The organism is Pseudomonas sp. Leaf48, from assembly GCF_001421885.1.
Lineage (GTDB): Bacteria > Pseudomonadota > Gammaproteobacteria > Pseudomonadales > Pseudomonadaceae > Aquipseudomonas.
Window position 1 is genome coordinate 325,654 of sequence record NZ_LMLH01000012.1, and the last position, 23,370, is coordinate 349,023.

The 23,370-nt window shown below is 59.4% G+C and carries 21 protein-coding genes and 4 tRNA genes; 17 read left to right on the plus strand and 8 right to left on the minus strand.

Annotated elements, in window-relative coordinates:
• Positions 1–3 precede the first annotated feature (3 nt).
• Genes ASE98_RS11625 through ASE98_RS11635 form a run of 4 tightly spaced genes read left to right on the plus strand, consistent with a single transcriptional unit; the run spans position 4 to position 2,394 of the window.
• Positions 4–408, plus strand: a complete 405-nt coding sequence (locus ASE98_RS11625) for a MarR family winged helix-turn-helix transcriptional regulator (RefSeq protein ID WP_060541507.1) — start codon at positions 4–6, stop codon at positions 406–408.
• 51 nt (positions 409–459) lie between these two features.
• The gene (locus tag ASE98_RS11630; RefSeq protein WP_060541508.1) at positions 460–1,668 is read left to right on the plus strand and encodes an MFS transporter; all 1,209 of its coding nucleotides are present in this window, start codon (positions 460–462) and stop codon (positions 1,666–1,668) included.
• Positions 1,665–1,787: a hypothetical protein gene (locus ASE98_RS27485; protein WP_007977581.1), complete on the plus strand. Its 123-nt coding sequence runs from the start codon at positions 1,665–1,667 to the stop codon at positions 1,785–1,787. The genes ASE98_RS11630 and ASE98_RS27485 overlap by 4 nt, the downstream gene beginning before the upstream one ends.
• A 55-nt stretch (positions 1,788–1,842) precedes the next feature.
• Positions 1,843–2,394 carry a glutathione peroxidase gene (locus tag ASE98_RS11635; RefSeq protein ID WP_060541509.1) on the plus strand — a complete coding sequence of 184 codons (552 nt, stop codon included), beginning with the start codon at positions 1,843–1,845 and terminating at the stop codon, positions 2,392–2,394.
• Between the two features lie 89 nt (positions 2,395–2,483).
• Here the strand turns inward: ASE98_RS11635 and ASE98_RS11640 are convergent, their stop codons facing one another.
• From ASE98_RS11640 to ASE98_RS11650, 3 genes are all read right to left on the minus strand, one after another.
• Positions 2,484–3,755, minus strand: coding sequence for an OmpP1/FadL family transporter (locus ASE98_RS11640; RefSeq protein WP_060541510.1), 1,272 nt, complete (start codon positions 3,753–3,755; stop codon positions 2,484–2,486).
• 146 nt (positions 3,756–3,901) lie between these two features.
• The gene (locus ASE98_RS11645; protein ID WP_060541511.1) at positions 3,902–4,384 is read right to left on the minus strand and encodes a hypothetical protein; all 483 of its coding nucleotides are present in this window, start codon (positions 4,382–4,384) and stop codon (positions 3,902–3,904) included.
• 274 nt (positions 4,385–4,658) lie between these two features.
• Positions 4,659–4,883, minus strand: a complete 225-nt coding sequence (locus tag ASE98_RS11650; RefSeq protein ID WP_007898912.1) for a hypothetical protein — start codon at positions 4,881–4,883, stop codon at positions 4,659–4,661.
• A 992-nt stretch (positions 4,884–5,875) separates the two neighbouring features.
• Here ASE98_RS11650 and ASE98_RS11655 point away from each other — a divergent pair.
• Complete coding sequence (locus ASE98_RS11655) at positions 5,876–6,199, plus strand: hypothetical protein (protein WP_082457525.1); 324 nt, start codon at positions 5,876–5,878, stop codon at positions 6,197–6,199.
• Positions 6,200–6,374: 175 nt separating this feature from the next.
• Complete coding sequence (rmuC, locus tag ASE98_RS11660; protein WP_177336967.1) at positions 6,375–7,739, plus strand: DNA recombination protein RmuC; 1,365 nt, start codon at positions 6,375–6,377, stop codon at positions 7,737–7,739.
• Between the two features lie 77 nt (positions 7,740–7,816).
• Here the strand turns inward: rmuC and ASE98_RS11665 are convergent, their stop codons facing one another.
• Positions 7,817–11,287, minus strand: coding sequence for a hybrid sensor histidine kinase/response regulator (locus tag ASE98_RS11665; protein WP_060541514.1), 3,471 nt, complete (start codon positions 11,285–11,287; stop codon positions 7,817–7,819).
• Between the two features lie 297 nt (positions 11,288–11,584).
• On the opposite strand from ASE98_RS11665, the gene ASE98_RS11670 reads away from it, so the two are divergent.
• Together ASE98_RS11670 and ASE98_RS11675 are read left to right on the plus strand one after the other, a co-directional pair.
• Positions 11,585–12,736, plus strand: coding sequence for a TDT family transporter (locus tag ASE98_RS11670; protein ID WP_060541515.1), 1,152 nt, complete (start codon positions 11,585–11,587; stop codon positions 12,734–12,736).
• Positions 12,737–12,819: 83 nt separating this feature from the next.
• Positions 12,820–14,694, plus strand: coding sequence for an MFS transporter (locus ASE98_RS11675; RefSeq protein ID WP_060541516.1), 1,875 nt, complete (start codon positions 12,820–12,822; stop codon positions 14,692–14,694).
• Between the two features lie 123 nt (positions 14,695–14,817).
• Here ASE98_RS11675 and sugE read toward each other — a convergent pair whose 3' ends face one another.
• The 3 genes from sugE to rdgC form a co-directional block, all read right to left on the minus strand.
• Positions 14,818–15,132 carry a quaternary ammonium compound efflux SMR transporter SugE gene (sugE, locus tag ASE98_RS11680; RefSeq protein WP_060541517.1) on the minus strand — a complete coding sequence of 105 codons (315 nt, stop codon included), beginning with the start codon at positions 15,130–15,132 and terminating at the stop codon, positions 14,818–14,820.
• Between the two features lie 119 nt (positions 15,133–15,251).
• Complete coding sequence (locus ASE98_RS11685) at positions 15,252–16,217, minus strand: bile acid:sodium symporter family protein (RefSeq protein WP_060541518.1); 966 nt, start codon at positions 16,215–16,217, stop codon at positions 15,252–15,254.
• Positions 16,218–16,363: 146 nt separating this feature from the next.
• On the minus strand, positions 16,364–17,284 hold the full coding sequence (gene rdgC, locus ASE98_RS11690; RefSeq protein ID WP_007969735.1) for a recombination-associated protein RdgC: 921 nt from the start codon (positions 17,282–17,284) through the stop codon (positions 16,364–16,366).
• Positions 17,285–17,443: 159 nt separating this feature from the next.
• Here rdgC and ASE98_RS11695 point away from each other — a divergent pair.
• From ASE98_RS11695 to ASE98_RS11735, 9 genes are all read left to right on the plus strand, one after another.
• Positions 17,444–17,519: transfer RNA gene (locus tag ASE98_RS11695), tRNA-Val, on the plus strand.
• Positions 17,520–17,538: 19 nt separating this feature from the next.
• Positions 17,539–17,615: transfer RNA gene (locus ASE98_RS11700), tRNA-Asp, on the plus strand.
• A 197-nt stretch (positions 17,616–17,812) separates the two neighbouring features.
• A tRNA-Val gene (locus ASE98_RS11705) sits at positions 17,813–17,888 on the plus strand.
• 19 nt (positions 17,889–17,907) lie between these two features.
• Positions 17,908–17,984: transfer RNA gene (locus ASE98_RS11710), tRNA-Asp, on the plus strand.
• A gap of 361 nt (positions 17,985–18,345) precedes the next feature.
• Positions 18,346–19,062, plus strand: a complete 717-nt coding sequence (locus tag ASE98_RS11715; protein WP_060541519.1) for an FKBP-type peptidyl-prolyl cis-trans isomerase — start codon at positions 18,346–18,348, stop codon at positions 19,060–19,062.
• A 294-nt stretch (positions 19,063–19,356) separates the two neighbouring features.
• A complete protein-coding gene (locus ASE98_RS11720; RefSeq protein WP_060541520.1) occupies positions 19,357–19,812 on the plus strand; it encodes a YkvA family protein in 456 nt (151 codons plus the stop codon).
• A gap of 115 nt (positions 19,813–19,927) precedes the next feature.
• Positions 19,928–20,269, plus strand: coding sequence for a helix-turn-helix domain-containing protein (locus ASE98_RS11725; protein WP_060541595.1), 342 nt, complete (start codon positions 19,928–19,930; stop codon positions 20,267–20,269).
• Complete coding sequence (locus ASE98_RS11730) at positions 20,266–20,637, plus strand: hypothetical protein (RefSeq protein ID WP_003223109.1); 372 nt, start codon at positions 20,266–20,268, stop codon at positions 20,635–20,637. The genes ASE98_RS11725 and ASE98_RS11730 overlap by 4 nt, the downstream gene beginning before the upstream one ends.
• Positions 20,638–21,042, plus strand: a complete 405-nt coding sequence (locus ASE98_RS11735; protein WP_060541521.1) for a sel1 repeat family protein — start codon at positions 20,638–20,640, stop codon at positions 21,040–21,042.
• A gap of 228 nt (positions 21,043–21,270) precedes the next feature.
• On the opposite strand, the gene ASE98_RS11740 is transcribed toward ASE98_RS11735, so the two are convergent.
• On the minus strand, positions 21,271–23,352 hold the full coding sequence (locus ASE98_RS11740; protein ID WP_162237391.1) for a carboxy terminal-processing peptidase: 2,082 nt from the start codon (positions 23,350–23,352) through the stop codon (positions 21,271–21,273).
• Positions 23,353–23,370: the final 18 nt, after the last annotated feature.

Here is a 23,370-nt window from a genome sequence, read left to right on the forward strand (position 1 = left end):
ACCATGCTCGATTCCCAATGTTTATGCATCAACCTGCGTCGCGCCGCCCGTGGCGTCAGCAGGCATTACGACGGCGCTCTCGACGGCTTCGGGATCAACGTTGCCCAGTATTCTTTGCTGTGCAACCTGCAGCGCCTGGATCAGCCGAGTATTTCCACCCTGGCCGAGGCCATGGGGCTGGATCGCAGCACCCTGGGGCGTAACTTGCGGGTGCTGGAAGGCGAAGGTCTGGTGACGCTGGTCGAGGGCGAAGACATGCGTAACCGCATTGTCCTGCTGACCGACGCCGGTGCCGAACGCCTTGCGGCGGCATTGCCGGCCTGGGAGGCGGCGCAGCAACGCCTGGTCGATCGCCTGGGCGCCGAGAAGCGCGAAATATTGTTGAAGCTGTTGGACGAACTGGCTTGATGCCAGTTTGTTCGATCTTAAGCGGGTATATACCCGCACCGGAGAAGAACAATGACATCGATGTGGCGTACGTGCGGTTGGGTTCTGCTGGGGAGTGCGCTGATCCTTGCGTTGTCTCTGGGAGTGCGACATGGCTTCGGGCTGTTTCTGGCGCCGATGAGCGCAGAGTTCGGCTGGGGGCGTGAAGTCTTTGCCTTTGCGATCGCCTTGCAGAACCTGATCTGGGGGCTGGCCCAGCCCTTCACCGGCGCCCTGGCCGACCGCTTCGGCGCGGCGAAAGTGGTATTGATCGGTGGCGTGTTCTACACGGCAGGATTGATCTGCATGGCGCTTTCCGACTCGCCGCTGACCCTGTCCTTGAGTGCCGGTCTGCTGATCGGCATCGGTTTGTCCGGCACTTCATTCTCGGTGATTCTTGGCGTAGTCGGCCGCGCAGTGCCGCCGGAGAAGCGCAGCCTGGGCATGGGCATCGCCAGTGCCGCTGGCTCTTTCGGTCAGTTCGCCATGTTGCCTGGCACCCTGGGGCTGATTGGCTGGCTGGGTTGGTCGGCGGCCTTGCTGGTGCTGGGTCTGTTGGTGGCGCTGATCGTACCGTTGGTGAGCATGCTCAAGGACAAGCCGTTGCCGGTATTGGGCCATGAACAGACTCTGGGTGAAGCACTGCGCGAAGCCTGCTCCCACTCCGGGTTCTGGCTGCTGGCGTTCGGCTTTTTTGTCTGCGGCTTTCAGGTGGTGTTCATCGGCGTGCACCTGCCGGCCTATCTGGTGGATCAACATCTTCCGGCGACGGTCGGCACCACGGTGCTGGCGCTGATCGGCCTGTTCAACATCTTCGGTACCTACACCGCCGGCTGGCTCGGCGGGCGCATGTCCAAGCCGCGTCTGCTCACCGGTTTGTACCTGCTGCGGGCAGTGGTCATCACGCTATTCCTGTGGGCACCGGTATCCACCACCACGGCCTATCTGTTCGGCATGGCCATGGGCTTCCTGTGGCTGTCTACCGTGCCGTTGACCAACGGTACCGTGGCGACCTTGTTCGGTGTGCGAAACCTGTCCATGCTCGGCGGCATAGTGTTCCTGTTTCACCAGCTCGGCGCGTTCCTCGGTGGCTGGCTGGGCGGGGTCGTGTACGACCGAACCGGGAGTTATGACTTGATCTGGCAAATGGCGATTCTCTTGAGCCTGTTGGCCGCCGCCCTGAACTGGCCGGTGCGTGAGCGGCCGGTAGCGCGTCTGCAAGCGCAGGTGGGGGCGATATGAACAGTCTCTGGCCGCGGATCGCTGTAGCGGCCGTCTGCGCCTTGCTGCTGGCGTTGTCCTGGTGGGGCTGGCATCAGGGCGGGCTGGCGCTGATGCAGTTGGGCATGGGTGCTTGCTAGCAAGCGGCGAGGGCGAGTAACTTCGTTTTTGACTACTTGATAAGGATGCACCGACATGCTGATGCGCTGGATTGCAGTTCCTGCGTTGCTGGTGGCGATGACCGGGCTGGCCCACGCGGGCGAGTGCCCGGAGCTGCTGCAGGGCTCACTGCCAAAGCTGCGCGCCAAGGAATCCATCGACCTGTGCCAGCGGTTCGAGGGCAAGCCGTTGGTGGTGGTCAATACCGCCAGCTTCTGCGGTTTCGCGCCGCAGTTCAAAAGCCTTGAGGCGCTCAATCAGCGCTACAAGGGCCAGGGGCTGGAGGTGATCGGCGTGCCCTCCAATGACTTCAAGCAGGAGTCCAAGGATGGCGCCGAGACTGCCAAGGTCTGTTACGTCAATTACGGCGTGACTTTCACCATGACCGAGCCGCAACCGGTGCGAGGCGCAGACGCGACGCACCTGTTCAAGGTCCTGGCCGAACAGAGCAGTGCGCCGAAGTGGAACTTCTACAAGTACGTGGTCGATCGCAAGGGCAATGTGATTGCCAGTTTTTCCAGCCTGACAAAACCTGACGACCCCGAGTTCATTGCCGCAGTGGAGCAGGCTCTGGCCTCCAAACCCTGAACTGCGTCCACTAAAAAGCCCCGCCTCTGTACAAGAGAGCGGGGCTTTTTTGATTCGATCGGCGAGCGATTCAGGCTCGCCGGGAATCATCAGAAGCGGTAGGTCGCACCGACACCGAAACCGTTCGCGTAGTTTTCATACTTGGCGTTGTAGGTCTGACCACGGTCGTTGCTGTTGTTGACCTTGACCGAATCTTCGCGCAGGTACGAGTACGCCACGTCGATGGTCAGGTCGTCGGTTGGGCTCCAGCCGGCGCCCAGGCTGAAAATCTTGCGATCGCCAGTCGGGATGCGTGGGGAACGGTCGACGTTGTTGGTCGGCGCCTGGTCAACGGACAGACCGGTACGCAGTACCCATTGCTTGTTCAACTGGTAGGACGCGCCGATGGCGTGAGCCCAGGTGTCGTGCCAGTTCTGCTCTTCGGTGATGGTACCGAACTGACCGTTCAGAATACCCGGAACACCTTTGTTTTCGACGGTGATTTCTTTCAGGCGGCTCCAGCGAGTCCAGGTGCTGCCTGCGTACAGAGTCCACTTGTCGTCAAGCTGGTGAGTGACCGAGAAGTCCACCGACTCAGGGGTGGTCAGGTCCAGCGATGCGTCGTACTTCTGGCTTGGGTTCTGGCCGATCAGGCCCAGCACGTTGTAATTGACCTTGGTGTCACCCTCGAGCTTGTACTTCACTTTCGAGTGGTAGGTCAGGCCGACACGGGTGCTGTCGGTGGCTTGCACCAGCACGCCGATGTTGTAGCCCAGCGCAGTGTCATCACCTTTGATCTTGACGTTGCCGTCCGGCGCGGCCTGGGTGATCGACAGATTCGATTCCAGGGTGCCGTCGATGCGGTTGATGGTCGGGCCGAATCCGACGGAAACCTTGTCGTTGAAGGCGTAGCTGACAGTCGGTTGCACGGTGACGATTTTAACTTCGCTCTTGCTGCCGAAGTAGCGACCGGCAAAGCCGTTTTCGTAGTCGGTTACCAGACCGAACGGAGCGTAAACGCCCACACCGAAAGCCCACTGGTCGTCGATTGGCTTGACGTAGTAGCCCATGGGTACGGCGATGAACGGTACCATGTCGCCGTCGTTGCTGCCGCCGTTCGGGAAGGAGCTTGCCTGGCTGATGTCAGTGTGTGCGTCGAGCATTGCAACACCGCCGGTGACTTGTTCGCGCTTGATGCGGGACATGCCGGCAGGGTTGCCAAAAATGGTGGAAGCGTCGTCTGCTGCGGAAGATCGCCCGGCAAAGCCCGTACCCATCCCGCTGATGCTTTGTTCGTTGATGGCAAAGCCACTTGCAAAGATCTGGGTGGATGCCATGGCAACAGCGAGGCTAAGGGTGGTTTTGAGCATTACTTTTTTCATTATTAGAACTCCTGGTGATCACCGGGGCGGAAATTACCAACATTTTCGTCCCAGCGCCATAGGCTGTAACGCTTGAGTTAGAGCGGTTTTGTAGGACAATCAGACCAGATTCGGCACTTGTTGCACGATCTTGCGAAACTGGTGGGTCAGCAAGCGACTTGATTGAGGGGGGCAACGCAGGTTTGCCAGGCGCACGTAAAATCACGCAGGCGCCCCTGGGGTTGAAAGGTCTGGCGCCAGATTCTGGCCATACCGAGCAAATCATCCGGGGCGGGGAGGGGGGGGTTCTGTTCTTCGATCAGTAGCCAGGCAATGGCCGTGGCATAACGCAGATTAACGGTCAGTTCCAGGTGCGGGCCGCTGAGAAACGCATGCTGGCTGGCCAGGCCGCGAACCAGGCTGGCGCGTTCGGGATCAAGGGCCAGGTAATGGTCCCAGAGGGCCTGGTGACGCAGTTCAGCGATTCGATACAAACCGTGTCCACGGCGGTCATGCAGGGCGGAGCCAAGGGCCGACTGACTGGCGGCGATGCCCAGCAGCAGGGATTCGGCGGTTGCGCTATGGCGTCCAAGATAAATCAGGGTTGGACGAATCACATAACGGCACAGTTCGCTGGCAGCGATACCCATAAGACCCTCGAAAACCGAATTGGGCGGCGATACCTGAATGGGCTTTGGCAGCAATGGATCGGCTCAGGCTCGCCGGAAGCGGACGGGCCGCTTGAGTTGAAGTGTAGTGTCATATTCGTGCTGTAAAGGCCTGTTTTTAAAATATTTCTGGCGGACAGTTATAACCGTTATATCGGTTGGTGCTTAGCCGATGGCTTTGAAACATGAAATCTCGGGCAATAAAAAGCCCCGCTTTTTCGGCAGGGCTTTTGAGGTTTTCAGCCTTTCTGGCGTCTCAGGCAACCAGTGCCTGACGGGTACGCTCGATCACGGCCTGCAACGGCTCGGCGCTGGAGTATTGATCGGGGTACAGGCGTTCGCTGTGACGGGCGATGCCGTGTTCGTTGACCAGGGTGAAGCTGAAGCAGCCTTTGCGAGCGGCCATGATCAGGCAGTTCATTGGAGCAAAAGCGTTGGTTAGGGTGCGAATGGCATCCTGAGTGTGGATTTGAGTAGACATTATTGGTGTTCCTGCATATGACACGGATAAGAACCGTGCAACGTTAAAACGTTCCAGTAACGTCGATCACCATTGATCGAACGAAGAACCCGACTGGAACAAAGCAGCCAGTTTGAAGCGCTGATAAGTTGGCGCGCTTGGGCTGGCAGGTAGGTACTTAGGAGGGCAGGCAACACATCGAGGGCAAAGGTTCTGGGCCCGGGGTGAAGATCCTGATCAATTTGCAGGCTGGTTCGGTCAGAGTAAGTGAGCCTGGCAACACCCTTTGCATTGGCAGAGGCTGTGTTGGCGCAAGATTTACCTGGAAACCATCGAGGTGGCCGATCCCGCTTGTTCGATGGAGTCTTCCGTTGGGAAGACCGACCGGGGGGATTTGTTCGACCAGAATTGACTTTCAGCTTGGTACTAACGCTGCGGATACTAACGTATTGAATTGGTAAAGGGAAGTGTGATAGCGAAAAAGTCTGCTCGTCACGGTTCGCTTGGCTGTTTTGCCCGTAATGGGTTGTGCGGGTGGTACTGACTGGCGAACCCCGTATCCGGGCCGAATCCGACCATCGGTCATCGAAGTTTGTAACATCGTGAGCCCGCTTATCGCCGGGTTTTCGGGGCTTATCCATAAAAAAACGGAAAAATGCGCCGAACCGGTGCACCGATATAACCGTCGCGAAGGCACTTGTGCACATAAGTTGCCCAGACTGTCACCGCACTGTCATCTCGGGTTCCAGCATCATGGGTGCCTGTAACCAAAATTTAAGTCAATGAAAAATCTCGCTTTTTTTTACTGGTGAAAAAATCGTCAGTTTGACTGTAAGCCCCATTCCACAGGGCTTTGCGCGGGTTCAAGGGGGGTTGTCCACTGAGTTATCCACAGGATCTGTGGATTGTCCCGAGCGCTTGCTCTAGCACGGGCGTGCTGGGGCTTTTTCAGCTTTACCTGTAAGAAAAAGAGAGTAAAGTGGCGCGCCTTCCGATCTGCCCCACAGTGCTTTATGAAGTTTCGCTCAGTAACGCCTTCGACTTCCTCTACACCCTCCACTGTTACCCCTCCCAAGCGCTTTTCGATGCGCGTGGCCGAGTGGCTGCTGGATAGCCCGCGCCTGGGCGAAAACACTAACGTCAAACACATCGCCGGACGTTTGCTCAAGCAACCGGCCCGCGAAGGCATAGTCGCTGCGCAAAGCCGCCTGGGCCAGTTGATGTGCCGTGAGTGCGGCAACGCCCGGGATCGTCGAATCGGCCAGGACCTTTTGCGCCAGGCCGCTCGCGCCGGGGATCGACGCGCGCAGCAGGAACTGGGTCTGATCGAAGACTGAGCTGTCCAAGACCTGACACCTTGGTTAACCTTCAGGCTTTATTTCAATGGCAGGAGTCGCTATGGCTATGGACTTGACCAGCGTTTTGCTCGGTCTGGCAGGGGCTGCGTTGCCATTACTGGTACTGGCCTGGCAACTGCAGCGTCGGGCAAGTTCCAGCCAGGCAGAGGTCTTGCTGCTGGAAGAGCGGCTGGCCATGGCGCAATTGGCGCAGGACGGGCTGAATGTGCAACTTGAAGCCAGTCGTGATGAAGTCGGTGATCTGAGCCAGGCCAACGCCGCCAGGCAGGCAGACCTGGCCGCCCTGCGTCGTGAGGTCGAACTGCTGCAAATCGAACGCGACGACGCGCGCGATGCCGCCCATGCGTGGAATATCGAGCGTGCTGGTAAAGAGGCCGAATTGCGCCGGCTGGATGCCCGGGCCGCTTCGCTCAATGCCGAGCTGCGCGAGCAACAGGAAAGCCATCAGCAACGCCTCAATGACCTGCAAGGCTCGCGGGATGAACTGCGTGCGCAGTTCGCCGAACTGGCGGGGAAAATCTTCGATGAACGTGAGCAGCGTTTTGCCGAAACCAGTCAGCAACGACTGGGGCAGTTGCTCGATCCGTTGAAGGAGCGCATCCAGTCTTTTGAAAAGCGTGTCGAGGAAAGCTATCAGGCCGAAGCTCGTGAGCGCTTCTCCCTGGCCAAGGAGCTGGAGCGCCTGCAGCAACTTAACCTGCGCCTGAGCGACGAAGCCACCAATCTGACCCGCGCCTTGAAAGGGCAAAAAACCCAGGGCAACTGGGGCGAGCTGATTCTGGAGCGGGTGCTTGAGCATGCGGGGCTGGAGAAGGGGCGCGAGTATCAGACCCAGGTCAACCTCAAGGGCCCTGACGGCGAGCGCTTCCAGCCCGACGTGATCATCTACCTGCCGGGCGACAAGCAGGTAGTGGTCGATTCCAAGGTCAGCCTCACGGCCTACCAGCAATATGTGGCGGCTGAAGACGAGGCCATCGGCCAGATCGCCATCAAGCAGCATGTGCTGTCCCTGCGAAATCACGTCAAAGGCTTGGCCGGCAAGGATTACAAACGCCTGGACGGTCTGCATAGCCTGGATTTCGTGTTGCTTTTCGTACCCATCGAGGCGGCATTTTCGGCGGCGTTGCAGGCAGAGCCGGCGCTGTTCCAGGAAGCGTTCGACCGTAACATCGTGATCGTCAGCCCGACCACGCTGCTGGCGACCCTGCGTGTCATCGACAGCCTGTGGAAGCAGGAGCGCCAGAGTCAGAACGCCCGGGAAATTGCCGAGCGCGCCGGGTGGCTGTACGACAAGTTCGTGCTGTTCATTCAGGATCTGGATGAGGTTGGCAATCGCCTGCAGCAACTGGACAAGGCCTACAGCTCGGCACGTAACAAGCTGACCGAGGGGCGCGGCAACCTGGTCAGTCGCAGTGAGCAGCTCAAATTGCTGGGCGCGCGGGCGAGCAAGAGCTTGCCGGCGGATTTACTGGAGCGGGCGATGACGGATGTCGACGGGTTGGTTGAGCTGCCGGAATAACGGATCAAAAGATCAAGATATCGTTCGAACGCGTCGCGGTATTGATCGTTCCCACGCGTGGGAACGATCAGAAAACCCTACAACGGTAAATGCCGGCTAAGCAACGCCCGCAACGCCGCCGGCTTCACCGGTTTGGCCAGGTAATCGAGCCCCGCCGCATGGACCTGGGCGACGGTCTCGGGCCGGCCGTCGGCACTGATCACCACGCCGGGTACAGGCTCGCCCAAGCGGGTGCGCAGCCAGGCCATCAACTCGGTTCCGGTTTCACCATCGTCCAGGTGGTAATCCACCAATGCCAATTGAGGCCGTACCCCTTGGGCAAGCAGTGCGGCGCATTCCTCGCGGTTACGCGCGGTCCAGACCTGGCAACCCCAGCGACTGAGCAGGCTGTTCATGCCGATGAGGATGCTGTCCTCATTGTCGATGCACAACACCTGTGCACCGTTGAGCAATTTACCGTTGAGTTCGACCACCTTGGCCGGCAGCGCGGCTTGCGTGCGCGCCAGTGGCACGCTGACGCTGAACACGCTGCCGCGACCCGGCCAGGAACGCACACGCAGGGTATGGCCGAGCACGCGACAGAGCCCGTCGGCAATCGCCAGGCCCAGTCCAAGGCCTTTTTCGGCGCGGGTCTGGTGGCTGTCGAGGCGCTTGAACTCTTCAAAGATCACTTGCTGTTTATCTTCAGGAATACCCGGCCCACGGTCCCAGACCTCCAGGCACAACTCATCCTTGCGTCGGCGAACACCCAGCAATACCGGACCCTTGGCATAACGGAAGGCATTTGTCAGGAAGTTCTGCAGCACACGACGCAGCAATTTGATGTCGCTGTCGATGCGCAATTGACTGCCACGTACACGGAACGTCAGCCCTTGCTGGCGGGCCAGGGCCTTGAACTCGGCACCAAGGGTGTCAAACAGCTCGTTCAGGACAAATGGCTGGCGGGCAGGGTTGATCTTGCCGTTTTCTAGGCGGGAAATATCCAGCAGGTCGCTGATCAGGTCCTCGGCCGAGCGCAACGAGCTGTCCAGGTGTTCGACCAGCTTCTGCGCGTCGGCGGACAGTCCGTCTTCCTGATGGCAGAGCGCTGCGGAGAACAGTCGCGCAGCATTGAGCGGTTGCATCAGGTCATGGCTCACGGCCGCCAGGAACCTGGTTTTCGACTGGTTGGCCGCTTCGGCGGTGCCTTTGGCTTCGGTCAAGGCAACGTTGAGTTGGGACAGCTCCTGGGTGCGCGCCGCGACCCGCTGCTCCAGTCCCTCGTTGGCTTCGGTCAGTGCCTGCGCGGCTTCGCGGAACGGGGTGATGTCGGTGAAACTCATGACAAAACCGCCACCGGGCATGGGGTTGCCGATCAGTTCGATCACCCGACCGTTCGGAAACAGGCGCTCGGAAGTATGGGCACGGCCCTGGCGCATCCAGTGCAGCCGGCGGGCGACGTGCACTTCGGCTTCTCCGGGGCCGCACAGTCCGCGCTCGGCGTTGAAGCGAATGATGTCGGCAATGGGCCGGCCGATACTGATCAAGCCGTCAGGATAGTTGAACAGTTCCAGGTAGCGCCGATTCCATGCCACCAGTTTGAGCGACTGGTCGACCACGCTGATGCCCTGGGTAATGTTCTCGATAGCCCCTTGTAGCAGGGCTCGGTTGAATTGCAGGACCTCCGAGGCTTCGTCGGCGATTCGCACGACGTCCTCCAGTTGCATCTCCCGACCCTCAATGGCGGCTTTTACCACCGCACGAGTCGACGATGCGCCGAGTACGCCCGCCAGCAAGCGCTCGGTGTGGGCGATCCATTCACCGTCGGCGTTCTGGTTCGGGTTGAAGCCTTTGCCCTGGCGGTAGGCGAAGCGGATAAAACTCTGCCGGGCACGTTCTTCACCGACGAAGCGGGCCGCCAGTTGCAGCAGGTCTTCGATCTGTACCGCCAGCATCGAACGGGCTCTGGGACGGGCATTGATTTCCTGGCCGATGAAACGACCCGCCTGCCAGTGCTCCGATACCCGGGTGCGGGACAGTACCGAGACCCAGGCGAACAGCGTGAAGTTACCCGCCAGCGACAGCACCACACCTTGAGTCAATGGCGTGATCGGCAGGCCCAGCGGATTGCTGTGCAGCCAGGCCAATCCCGGAAAGCTGCTCAAGGGCAAGCCGAGGCTGTGGGCGGCAATCGGCAGGACCAGGGTGTAGAACCACAGGAAGGTGCCGGCGGCCAGGCCGGCAAACACGCCGCGGCGGTTGGCCTGCTTCCAGTACAGCGCGCCGAGCATGGCCGGTGCCAGCTGAGTCACGGCGGCAAAGGCAATCTGGCCGATGGTCGCCAGGCTCGCGGTCGATCCCAAAAGGCGATAGCTGACATAGGCCAGCAGCAGAATGACCACGATGCTCACCCGGCGCACCGACAGCATCCACTGGCGGAACACTTCGAATGGCCGCTCGGCATTGTTGCGGCGCAGCAGCCAGGGCAGGAGCATGTCGTTGGAGACCATGGTCGACAGCGCCACGCTGGCCACAATCACCATGCCGGTGGCCGCCGACGCGCCACCAATGAACGCCAGCAAGGCCAGCGCCGGATGCGCCTGGGCCAGCGGCAGGCTGATGACGAACGAGTCCGGCAGCACCGAGCTTGGCAGCAGCATCTGGCCGGCCAGCGCGATAGGCACGACAAACAGTGCCGCAAGAGCGAGGTAAGCCGGGAACACCCACTTGGCCAGGCGCAAATCCTGCGGGTCGATGTTCTCCACAACGGTGACGTGGAACTGCCGGGGCAGGCAAATGATCGCCATCATCGCCACGCCGGTCTGCACCACCATCGATGGCCAGTTGATGGTTTCTTTCCAGTATTGCTCAAGGCGTGGAGCGAGCATCGCCTGGTCGAACAGGTCCTCGAAACCGTCGTACAAGCCGTAGGTCACGAACGCCCCGACGGCGAGGAATGCGAACAGTTTGACCAGCGATTCAAAGGCGATCGCCAGCACCATGCCGCGGTGGTGCTCCGTAGCGTCGAGGTTGCGGGTACCGAAGACGATGGTAAACAGTGCGAGAACCAGCGACACGATCAGCGCGGTGTCCTGAGCCCGGGTGCCCATGGCATCGGCACCGGCGCCGATCAGCAGGTTCACGCCGAGCACGATGCCCTTGAGCTGCAGGGCAATATAGGGCAGGACGCCGACCAGGCAGATCAGCGCCACCACCACCGCCAATGACTGGGATTTGCCATAGCGCGCAGCGATGAAGTCGGCGATGGAGGTGATGTTCTCCTGCTTGCTGATCATCACCATTTTTTGCAGCACCCACGGCGCGCCGAGCAACAGCAGGATCGGTCCGAGGTAGATCGGCAGGAATGACCAGAGCTGTTCGGCGGCCTGGCCCACGGCGCCAAAGAAGGTCCAGCTGGTGCAGTAGACGGCCAGCGACAGGCTGTACACCCATGCTCGCACTCGCGGCGGCAAGGGCGCGCTGCGACGATCGCCGTAGAAGGCGATGGCGAACATGATGGCCATATAGGCCAGGGCGACGGCGGCGATCAGCCCGGTGGACAGCGACATGGGAACTCCCGACGAAAGACATCCGGGCCTCCCGCCCGGACAGACAGTCTCGCACGACCGCTTGCGTTAGTCAGTGTCGACCAAGGTCGTGGCGTGGCGGGGTGTCGCAGGGAATGTTTGTGGTGACGCTCAGGTGTTTTCACTGGCCTGTCGCGAGCCATTCTGCACCGCCAATGGAAATGCGGATCTGAACTCTTATCTGTAAAATAGATAAGTTATAGAGATATTACCCGTTATATAGATATTCGATGCGGATCTAAGATGGATTCCTACCTCACCTGAGGACAGGAGTTCTTCATGACATGCGCCAATAGCGTCAAGCCCGGAATCAAACCTTTCACTCATTTGCAGCACCCGCGGGAAGTGATCCGTCAGTTCACGCCCAACTGGTTCGCCGCCACCATGGGCACCGGCGTGCTGGCGTTGGCGCTTGCGCAGTTACCTGGCGGCGTGCCGGGCGTGCGTGCCATTGCCGAAGCCCTTTGGCTTTTCAATATCGTGCTGTTCCTTGTGTTCACCGCGGTGTACGCGACTCGTTGGGTCATGTTTTTCGACGAGGCGCGGCGCATTTTCGGCCACTCCACGGTTTCGATGTTTTTCGGCACCATTCCCATGGGACTGGCGACCATCATCAACGGTTTCCTGGTGTTCGGCCTGCCGCGCTGGGGGGAAGGGGTGATTCAGCTTGCCGAGGTGCTGTGGTGGCTGGACGTCGCCATGTCGCTGGCTTGCGGGGTGCTGATTCCCTACATGATGTTCACCCGTCAGGAGCACAGCATCGATCAGATGACTGCCGTCTGGTTGTTGCCGGTGGTGGCGGCGGAAGTCGCGGCCGCCAGCGGTGGTCTGCTGGCGCCGCACCTGGCCGATGCCCACTCGCAGTTGGTCATGCTGGTGACCAGTTATGTGCTCTGGGCGTTTTCCTTGCCGGTGGCATTCAGCATTCTGACAATTTTGTTGTTGCGCATGGCGCTGCATAAGCTGCCCCACGAAAACATGGCCGCTTCGAGCTGGCTGGCGCTTGGTCCCATCGGCACCGGTGCATTGGGCATGCTGGTGCTGGGTGGCGATGCACCCTTGATTTTTACTGCCAACGGTTTGCCGGGTATCGGTGAAACGGCCGCGGGGCTGGGGCTGGTGGCCGGAATCACGCTATGGGGCTTCGGTTTGTGGTGGATGCTGATGGCGGTGCTGATCACCGTGCGTTACCTGCGTGAAGGCATTCCCTTCAATCTCGGCTGGTGGGGTTTCACCTTTCCCTTGGGCGTTTATTCTCTGGCGACGTTGAAACTGGCCACTCTCTTGAATCTGACGTTCTTCAGTGTGTTCGGCTGTGTATTGGTGGCGTTGCTGGCGGTGATGTGGATGATCGTCGGCAAACGTACGGTGCTGGGAGCATGGCGCGGCGAGCTGTTTGTCTCGCCGTGCATTGCAGGATTGAAGAAATAACCTGCAAAGATTAGGTAATGTGTGGCCTGGATCGATATACGACACTCAAATAGCTGTATCCAGGCCACTCAGGGACACATGGAATGAGTCATCCGTCACAGTTCACTTTGCTTCGCACCCGGCGCTTTCTGCCGTTCTTCATTACCCAGTCGCTTGGGGCGTTCAACGATAACGTCTTCAAGCAGTCGTTGATCCTGGCCATTCTTTACAAGTTGGCCATCGAAGGCGACCGCTCGATCTGGGTCAATTTATGTGCGCTGTTATTCATCCTGCCATTTTTTCTGTTTTCGGCGCTGGCCGGGCAGTTCGGGGAAAAGTTCGCCAAGGACGCGCTGATTCGCCTGATCAAGCTCGGAGAAATCGCCATCATGGCGGTAGGTGCTGTGGGCTTCATGTTCGATCATCTGTCGCTGATGCTGGTGGCACTGTTCGCCATGGGTACCCACTCGGCGCTGTTCGGGCCGGTGAAGTATTCGATCCTGCCCCAGGCCCTGCACGAAGATGAGTTGGTGGGAGGCAACGGCCTGGTGGAAATGGGCACGTTCCTGGCGATTCTTGCCGGGACCATTGGCGCCGGGGTGATGATGTCGTCCGCGCAATACGCGCCCATTGTGTCCACCGCGATCATCGGCATTGCGGTGCTCGGTTACCTGGCCAGTCGCGGCATTCCCCGCGCGGCGGCAGCGACCCCGCAAATGCGCCTGAACTGGAATATTTTCAGCCAGTCCTGGGCCACCCTGAAACTGGGCTTGGGACAGACCCCTGCGGTGTCGCGCTCGATTGTCGGTAACTCGTGGTTCTGGTTCGTCGGGGCGATTTACCTGACGCAGATCCCGGCGTATGCCAAGGAGTGGATGCACGGTGACGAAACCGTGGTGACGCTGATCCTGACAGTGTTCTCGGTTGGCATCGCGTTGGGCTCGTTGCTTTGCGAAAAACTCTCCGGGCGCAAAGTCGAAATCGGCCTGGTGCCATTCGGCTCGTTTGGCCTGACCGTCTTCGGCCTGTTGCTGTGGTGGCATTCAGGGGGAATTGCGGACAGTGCCCAGGGACATGGCTGGATTGAAATCCTCGGTTTTGGCCATGCCTGGCTGGTGCTGTTCGATATCCTCGGCCTGGGGATCTTCGGTGGCTTCTACATTGTGCCGCTGTATGCGCTGATCCAGTCACGCACCGCCGAGCACGAGCGGGCCCGGGTGATTGCCGCCAACAACATTCTCAATGCGTTGTTCATGGTGGTCTCGGCGATCGTCTCGATCATCCTGCTGAGCGTGGCCAAGCTGTCGATCCCGCAGCTGTTCCTGGTGGTGTCGCTGCTGAACATCGGCGTCAACGCCTACATCTTCAAGATCGTCCCCGAGTTCACCATGCGTTTCCTGATCTGGCTGCTCAGCCATTCCATGTACCGCGTGGAACACCGCAATCTCGACCAGATCCCCGATGAAGGCGCGGCGTTGCTGGTGTGCAATCACGTGTCGTTCGTCGATGCGTTGCTGATTGGCGGCGCGGTGCGTCGGCCGATTCGCTTTGTGATGTATTACAAGATCTACAACCTGCCAGTGCTGAACTTCATCTTCCGTACGGCGGGGACGATTCCCATCGCGGGGCGTCAGGAGGATATACAGATCTACGAAAGGGCCTTCACCCGCATCGCGCAGTATCTGAAGGACGGCGAGCTGGTGTGTATCTTTCCCGAGGGCAAGCTGACTACCGATGGCGAGATCAATGAGTTCAAGGGTGGGCTGACGCGCATTCTCGAAGAGACACCGGTGCCGGTAATTCCCCTGGCGTTGCAGGGATTGTGGGGGAGCTTCTTCAGCCGTGATCCGGGCAAAGGGTTGTTTCGCCGGTTATGGTCACGGGTGACGTTGGTGGCGGGGTCGGCGGTGGCGGTTGAGGTGGCGGAGCCTGCCAGATTGCAGGCGTTGGTGGGGGAGTTGCGGGGCGCTGTCAGATAGCGGGTGGCTGTGCTGGCCCCATCGCTGGCAGGCCAGCTCCCACAGTGATCTTGGGTTTTCACAAAATTTGTGCAACAACAAAGGCCCTGTGGGAGCGGGCTTGCCCGCGAAGGGGCCAGTGGCCTAGGCGCTGACCTTGAGCCCAACCAACCCGATAATGATCAACGCCACACTGGCCAACCGCACCAGCGCCATCGACTCACCAAACAGAATGATCCCGGCAATCACCGTACCCACGGCACCCACCCCGGTCCAGATCGCATAGGCCGTACCCAGCGGCAGTTCCTTCATGGCCAGGCCCAGCAGGCCAAGGCTGATAGCCATGGCCGCAACGGTCAATGCAGTGGGAAGAGGGCGGCTGAAGCCGTCGGTGTACTTCAGGCCAACGGCCCAGCCGACTTCAAACAGACCGGCGAAAAACAGAATGATCCAGGACATGAAAGACCTCATCGCTTGACGGGGTCGTCCCCAGATTAATGACTCAATCGAGCCGCGGGGTCGTCCCCGCGTTTGCGCAATATAGTGCCCAGCATTAATCCGGGGATCAAGTTTCCGGCTCAGTCGGTGGCCTGGCGGGCAGCCGTTTCCCGATCCTGTTTCTCACTCATGCGGCGGAACCAGGTCGAGAGCAGCGCTCCCGAAATGTTATGCCAGACGCTGAACAGCGCGCTCGGTACCGCCGCCAACGGCGAGAAGTGCGCACTGGCCAGGGCTGCGCCCAGACCGGAATTCTGCATGCCCACTTCCAGCGCCAGGGATTTGCGTTGCGCCAGTGGCAATTTGAACAGGCGCCCGGTGAAGTAACCCAGCAGAAAGCCAAAGCTGTTGTGCAGCATGACCACAGCCATGATCAGCAAGCCGGACTCGGCTATCTTCGCCTGGCTGGCGGCTACTACGGCAGCGACGATAATCACGATGCTGACCACCGACACCAGCGGCAATACATCCACCGCATGGCGAACCTTGTCGCCAAGCAAGCGTTGCGCCACGACGCCGAGGACGATCGGCAGCAGCACGACTTGCAGGATCGACCAGAACAGCTCCATGAACGATACCGGCAACCATGCCGAGGCCAACAGCCAGATCAGTGCCGGAGTCAGCAGCGGAGCGAGGAGGGTGGTGACGGCGGCGATGGCCACCGACAACGCCAGGTCGCCGCGTGCCAGCCAGGTCATGACATTCGATGAAGTGCCGCTTGGGCAGCAGCCGACCAGAATCACGCCCACGGCAATCTCCGGCGGCAAATGGAACGCCTGGCAAAGCAGCCACGCCACGCCGGGCATGATCACGAAGTGCGCGACTACACCCAGGGCCACACGCCACGGATGGCGGGCGACCTCGGCGAAGTCTTCGAGTTTGAGCGTCAGGCCCATGCCGAACATCACCAATCCCAGCAGCGGCACGATGGCGCCTTTGAGGCCGATGAACCACGTTGGTTGCAGGAACGCCACGACCGCGAAAATCAGTACCCAGTAAGCGAAGGTGTTGCCGACAAAACGACTCAATGCAGCCAGTGCGCGCATGGCCTGATCCTTATTATTAAGTAGCATCACAAAGCATTGTGGGAGCGGGCTTGCTCGCGAAAGTGGTTTATCAGTCAGTGCATATGTTGACTGACACTCCGCTTTCGCGAGCAAGCCCGCTCCCACAGTTTGATCATCACAAGACTTTAAATGCCCTGAGGTGTCTCTTCGCCGCCCAGCGCTTCAACCAGCGCCGGCAGGAAATCGCCGAAGGTCAGCATCATCAGGGTGAAGCTGGCATCGAGCTGGCCCAGGGCTTCGTCGCCGCCGTCCTGTTCCGCCTGATCCTGGAGCAAGTCTTCGAACTTCAGGCGCTTGACCACCATCTTGTCGTCGAGGACGAATGACAGTTTGTCCTGCCATGCCAGGGACAGCTGGGTGACCACCTTGCCGGTGCTCAGGTGCAGCTGGATTTCTTCGCTGGTCAGGTCCTGGCGCTTGCAGCGCACGATGCCGCCGTCTTCGTGGGTATCGCGCAGTTCGCACTCGTCCAGCACAAAGAAATCGTCCGCGGCTTTCTGGGTGGTGACCCATTCGGTCATGGTGGCGGTCGGGGACATTTTCACGGTCAGCGGACGTACCGGCAGGGTGCCGATCACTTCGCGCAGGGTAGAAAGCAGGTCTTCGGCGCGTTTCGGGCTGGCCGAGTTGACCAGAATCAGGCCTTGCTTGGGAGCGATGGCGGCAAAGGTCGACGAGCGACGGATAAAGGCGCGGGGCAGGAAGGCCTGGATGATTTCATCCTTGATCTGGTCGCGTTCCTTCTTATAGACCTTGCGCATTTGCTCGGCCTCGATCTCTTCGACCTTTTCCTTGACCGCGTCGCGCACGACGCTGCCCGGCAGAATGCGTTCTTCTTTACGCGCGGACACCAGCAGGAAATCACCGCTGACGTGCACCAGTGGCGCATCTTCGCCTTTGCCGAATGGCGCGACGAAACCGTAGGTGGTCAACTCCTGGCTTGCACATGGACGCGCCAGTTTGGTGGCCAGTGCAGTTTCCAACGCCTCGGCATCAACAGGCAGATCTTGGGTCAGGCGATAGATAAGCAGGTTTTTGAACCACATGGGACAAGTCTCTCCTTTATACAAAGGGGGGCATTATTGTCCTCCGTGTGCCATAGGCCAACCTTTCTCTAAGCCTTTGGAAGGCCTCAGAAAATTATTTTAAAAAGTGCTTGCCAGAGGTGGGGTCGCTCCGTAGAATGCGCGCCACACCGAAGCGAAGGGTGATTAGCTCAGCTGGGAGAGCGTCTGCCTTACAAGCAGAATGTCGGCGGTTCGATCCCGTCATCACCCACCATTCGTTTTCAGTGTTACGCGCAGCGGTAGTTCAGTCGGTTAGAATACCGGCCTGTCACGCCGGGGGTCGCGGGTTCGAGTCCCGTCCGCTGCGCCATATTCGGTAACCTGGAACACTGAACGCCAGGTCACCACGGAAAAGCCCGCTTAGGCGGGTTTTTTTCTGCCTCAAGTTTGTACCTTGTTCCAGCGGGTTGTGTCGTTTCACCGGTTTTCAGATTTATTTGAAAAAACTTCAAATAAATCAACACATTACGAAAACTTGTGGCATAATGCGTCCCGTAACGAAGCGAAGGGTGATTAGCTCAGCTGGGAGAGCGTCTGCCTTACAAGCAGAATGTCGGCGGTTCGATCCCGTCATCACCCACCATTCGTTTCAAGCGTTTCGCGCAGCGGTAGTTCAGTCGGTTAGAATACCGGCCTGTCACGCCGGGGGTCGCGGGTTCGAGTCCCGTCCGCTGCGCCATATTCGGTAACCTGGAGCACTGAACGCCAGGTCACCAAACAGAAAGCCCGCTTATGCGGGCTTTTTGCCGTCCGGGATTTGGCAAAGCCCGAATCCAGCGGACTTTCGGCCGGTATATTCTGCGTCATGTTGAGCGGCAAAGTGCGGCAATTGGCTATTACCCCATTTGTTTTGTGCGCCGAAATTTGCTTGTGTCGGAGCAAGATGAAGGAAGCTTCATCCCCGCGAACCTGAAATGCGTTTAAACACCTGAACTTATCGGAAATTTCCTGCTCTCATGCCGGTAGCCATTGGTCGTGGCGGCCTGATAAGCTCGCGGCTTTACTCGATTGCCCTTTAGGCGCATGAACAAGGAAATAGCATGAAACAGCATCGGTTGGCGGCGGCGGTAGCCCTGGTTAGCCTGGTACTCGCGGGTTGTGACTCGCAGACCAGTGTAGAGCTGAAAACTCCGGCGCAAAAAGCTTCCTACGGAATCGGCCTGAACATGGGCAAGAGCCTGGCTCAGGAAGGGATGGATGACCTGGATTCCAAAGCTGTAGCCCAGGGCATCGAAGATGCCGTCGGCAAGAAAGAACAGAAGCTCAAAGACGAAGAGTTGGTAGAAGCGTTCGCCGCACTGCAAAAGCGCGCCGAAGAGCGCATGGCCAAGATGAGCGAAGAGTCGGCCGCTGCTGGCAAGAAGTTCCTCGAGGAAAACGCCAAGAAAGCCGGTGTGACCACTACCGCTTCGGGCCTGCAGTATGAAGTCGTGACAAAAGCCGACGGCGTTCAGCCTAAGCCTACCGACGTAGTGACTGTTCACTACACCGGCAAGCTGACCAATGGCACCGTATTCGACAGTTCCGTCGAGCGCGGCAGCCCGATCGATCTGCCGGTCAGCGGTGTGATCCCGGGTTGGGTCGAAGGCCTGCAACTGATGCACGTTGGCGAGAAGTACAAGCTGTACATCCCTGCTGAGCTGGCTTACGGCGCGCAAAGCCCGAGCCCGGCGATTCCGGCCAACTCGGTGCTGGTATTCGACCTGGAACTGCTGGCGATCAAGGATCCGGCAAAAGAAGACGCCGCTGCCAAGTAATCAGCGTCCGCTTCAATGACAACGCCTCGCTCAAGCGGGGCGTTGTTGCATCTGGCCCGCGGTAACGGTAAACAAAGCGAACAGATGCTGCTGACTGGAGTCATACCCACTATGGACAGCTGCACTAGCCATCTGGGCCCGCCAAGTCAATGAAATTATGGGGTTTTTTTCGATGGGCAAAAAACGCCCGATCTGAGGCGAGCCCTTGTAGGACGTGGCTTTCAGCGGTGAAAACCAGCTCTGTTCACAAGGTTATCCACAATTTGTGTGGATAACCTTTCAACGGGAGGAATGATGAAAACACCCTGGAGTTTCGCTCGTTTTCTGCCATTGGCTGGCCGCCTTCTCGCGCGCGGGCGCTTGCCCACCCTGTTGTTCGCAGTCGCCAGCAAAGGTGCGAGCCAGGGCAATCGCCTGGGTAAGCTCAAGGATGACTTGCGCCTGTTTCAGGCGCTCTGCCTGGCCTGGTGGCGCGGTGAGTATCGAGCTATCAGTCCCAAGGCGCTGGTCTCGATCGTTGCAGGCCTGATGTACTTCCTCAGTCCGGTGGATGCGATCCCGGACTTCATACCAGGCTTGGGCATGCTCGATGACATTGCAGTGCTGGCCTGGCTGATGAAGGTTTTCGACGACGAACTGGCTGCCTTCCGGGCGTGGCGCAATCGGCAAGTACCGGAGAAGCTTGCGGTAGTCGAGCGCCTGCCGAAAAATCCAAAGCAATTGCACCTTGAAGGCCGGAAAAAAAACTGAGCCGATAACCTGTTGTTCACAGATTGAAACACCCCCGCGACCTTGGCCGCTGTTAGGATTACACTTCTAAGGAAAAGTGCCGACTCGCTAAGTGTTGTTGTCCTACGGGGTAGTCATGGATATTCAGATAATTACACGCGAAGGCGAGCCCGAATATGCGGTTGTGCCATGGGCTCAGTATCAGGCTTTGCTGAACGCAGCGGGGATCAAGGAGCAGCCGCCAAAAGAAGCGGCAAAGGTTCAAGCCCAGGCATCCGACCAGGATCTTCCAGGTCTGGATCAACTGCGCAGTTTGCGTGAAGGGAAGGGCATCGCCATTGAGGCGCTGGCCCGCACGGTAGGTATCAGCCCGTCTTACCTGGCCATGATCGAAAGCGGTGAACGCCTGCCCGACGCTGCCATTCGCCGCAGCCTGGCCTGGGAATTGACGGTGCCGGGGTGGAGGGAGCAATCGTGAGCGTACGCATCAGTCGTCAACACTGGGACGGATTGTTGGGCGAGCTGGATCAGGCCCGCCGCCAGCGCCATCTTCTGACTTATCGGGCATTGCTTGAGCGTTTGCAGCTGCCGACACCGGCCATGCAAACCCTGACCGCCGCCCTGGAGCATCTGGCTGCGCTGGACGCCAAGGCCGAACAACCATTACGCAGCTCGCTGGTGATAAGCCAAGGCGCCAGCCGCCTGCCACGCACCGGTTTCTTTGAATGTGTCGAGCGCCTCGGGCGTTTTTCCGGGCCGTCGGACGGTGTCGCCGCGGCCTCCTGGCACGCCTCGGAGGTGGTGCGGGTGTTTGAATACGAATACCCGGAATCGGCAGAGGCCTGAGTGTTTCTTCAACTCAAGGCTCGAGCCGGCTACTGGCTCGCGCGCAGGCTGTTCCACTGGTCGTGGTTTGTCCGCCAGCCACGGGGGTGGCGCTGGCTGGAAGGCCAGTTCGCCCGCATGGCTAACCTGGGCAATGTCGGTGCCCAGAGCTTCTATGGGCACATCCTGGCCTTTCGCGGCGTCGGCCTGGGGGCTCGTGAAGAAGGTGTGCGTTTGTTGCGCCTGGCTGCGCTGGCGGGCGATGGCAAGGCGGCGTATCAGATGGGCGTGATCAGTCTGGCGGGGACGGCAAGCAAGCAGCCGGATCTGGTTGAAGCGGCGCGGTACTGGGAGATTGCTGCCCGGGCCGGGCATCCACTGGCTCCGCTCAAATTGAAACAACTGGCCGCTCGCGACCCTCTGTAGGAGCGCGCCTGCTCGCGATGGTCGTCGACGATAACGCGTGTTTACTGGCTACACGTGGCGCCCTTGGGTCCATCGCGAGCATGCTCGCTCCTACAGGTATTGCGCAATTGCTTGGGGAAGCCAAAAAAAAGACCGGGAGCGCTCTTGGTTGAAGAGGTGCTCCCAGTCTCACGACAGAACCATCACTGTTTGCTGACGCTCTGCGAAGCGTCAGCCTTAAGTTGTACCTTAGTGCTTGGCCACCGCCGTGTTGAGTTTCAGGTAGTCCAGCAGAATCCGCCCGGTCTCGCTCAGGTAGGCATCATCCTCCGGCTTGGTTTTGTCCGGCTCGGCCGCGATGGCGTCTTCGTCTTCTTTCTTCAGCTCTTTGAGCGGTTCTTCGCCCTTGGCCTTGCGACGGATATTCTCCATGGCAAGCTGCTTGGCTTCGATGTCGGTGTGTTGCGCACGACGCTCGACTTCATTGAGGCTGACGGTTTTTTCGTTCATCAGCTTCTGCGCCAGGGCCAGCTTGTCGCGGATGAACACGAACTCGGCATCCGTGGCCGTACGCACGTCATGCTCGGACTTGAGCTGGGCGAGGAACGGTTTGAACGGATCGACCGCAGGCTTGATGGCCGCGCGGATGGTGTCCCACGGCATGGCTTCCGGCAGGGCACTTTCACCGATTTCCTTGGTGTCGATAATCGACGGGTAATCGATGTCCGGCAACACGCCCTGATGCTGGGTGCTCTGCCCGGAAACCCGGTAGAACTTGGCCAGGGTCAGTTTCAGTTCGCCATGGTTGAGCGGCTGAATGGTCTGCACGGTGCCTTTGCCGAAGGTCTGGCCGCCGATGATCAATGCGCGGTGGTAGTCCTGCATGGCGCCGGCAAAAATCTCCGAAGCCGAGGCGGACAGGCGGTTGACCAGCAACGCCATCGGGCCCTTGTAGAACGCGCCCGGGTTTTCATCTTCCAGCACATCGACCCGGCCATCGGCGTTACGCACAAGCACGGTCGGACCTTTGTCGATGAACAGGCTGGTCAGTTCGGTAGCCTCCTGCAAGGAGCCGCCACCGTTGTTGCGCAGGTCGATGACCACGCCGTCGACCTTGTCTTTCTGCAACTCGGTCAGCAGTTTCTTGACGTCGCGAGTGGTGCTCTTGTAGTCCGGATCGCCGGCACGGAAGGCCTTGAAGTCCAGATAGAACGCCGGGATCTCGATCACACCGAGCTTGTAGTCCTTGCCGTCCTGTTTCAGGTTCAGCACCGACTTCTTCACGGCCTGGTCTTCGAGCTTCACCGCTTCGCGCGTGATCGGTACGATCTTGCTGGTCTGGTCGTTAGGCGCATTGCTCGCCGGAATCACTTCCAGGCGCACCACCGTGCCTTTCGGACCACGGATCAGCTTGACCACTTCGTCCAGGCGCCAGCCCACCACGTCGACCATCTCTTTGTTGCCTTGGGCAACGCCGATGATCTTGTCGGCCGGAGCGACCTGCTTGGTCTTGTCCGCCGGGCCTGCGGGCACCAGGCGCACGACTTTCACCTGGTCGTTATCGCTCTGCAACACGGCGCCGATGCCCTCCAGGGACAGGCTCATGTTGATGTCGAAGTTCTCCGCGTTATCCGGCGACAGATAGTTGGTGTGCGGGTCGTAGGACATGGCGAAGGTGTTGATGTACGCCTGGAAGATGTCTTCGGCACGGGTCTGGTCCAGGCGCGCCAACTGGTTCTTGTAGCGCTTGGTCAGGGTTTCCTGGATCTGCTTGGAATCCTTGCCGGCAATTTTCTGGCGTAGCACTTCATCCTTGACGCGCTTGCGCCACAGGTCGTCGAGTTCTGCAGTGGATTTGAGCCAAGGGGCGTCCTTGCGATCGATCAGCAAGGTTTCCTTGGCGGAGAAGTCGATCTTGTCGACACCCTTGTTGAGCTCGGCAAGGGCAAAGTCCAGGCGCGCCTTGACGCGGTCCAGGTAGCGCTTGTAGATGGTGAACCCGGCGTTGAGGTCGCCGCTTTTGAGGAAGTCGTCGAACTGGGTCTTCCACTTGTCGAATTCGGCGATGTCGCTGGCCATGAAGTAGCTGCGCGACGGATCCAGCAGCTTGAGGTAGCTGTCGTAGATGATCACCGAGCGCGCATCGTCGAGCGGTGGCTTGCTGTAGTGGTGGCGCTTGAGCAACTCCACGACGTTCAGACTGGCGATCACTTCGTCACGATCAGGTTGAAGCTTGTCCCAGCTATTGGCTGCGAATGTATTGCTCGACATCGGCAGCAGGCCGATACCGATGAATAAGGCGAGGGCGGTGCTGGGGAACAAATGCTTCATGCTGATTCGACGCGGGGA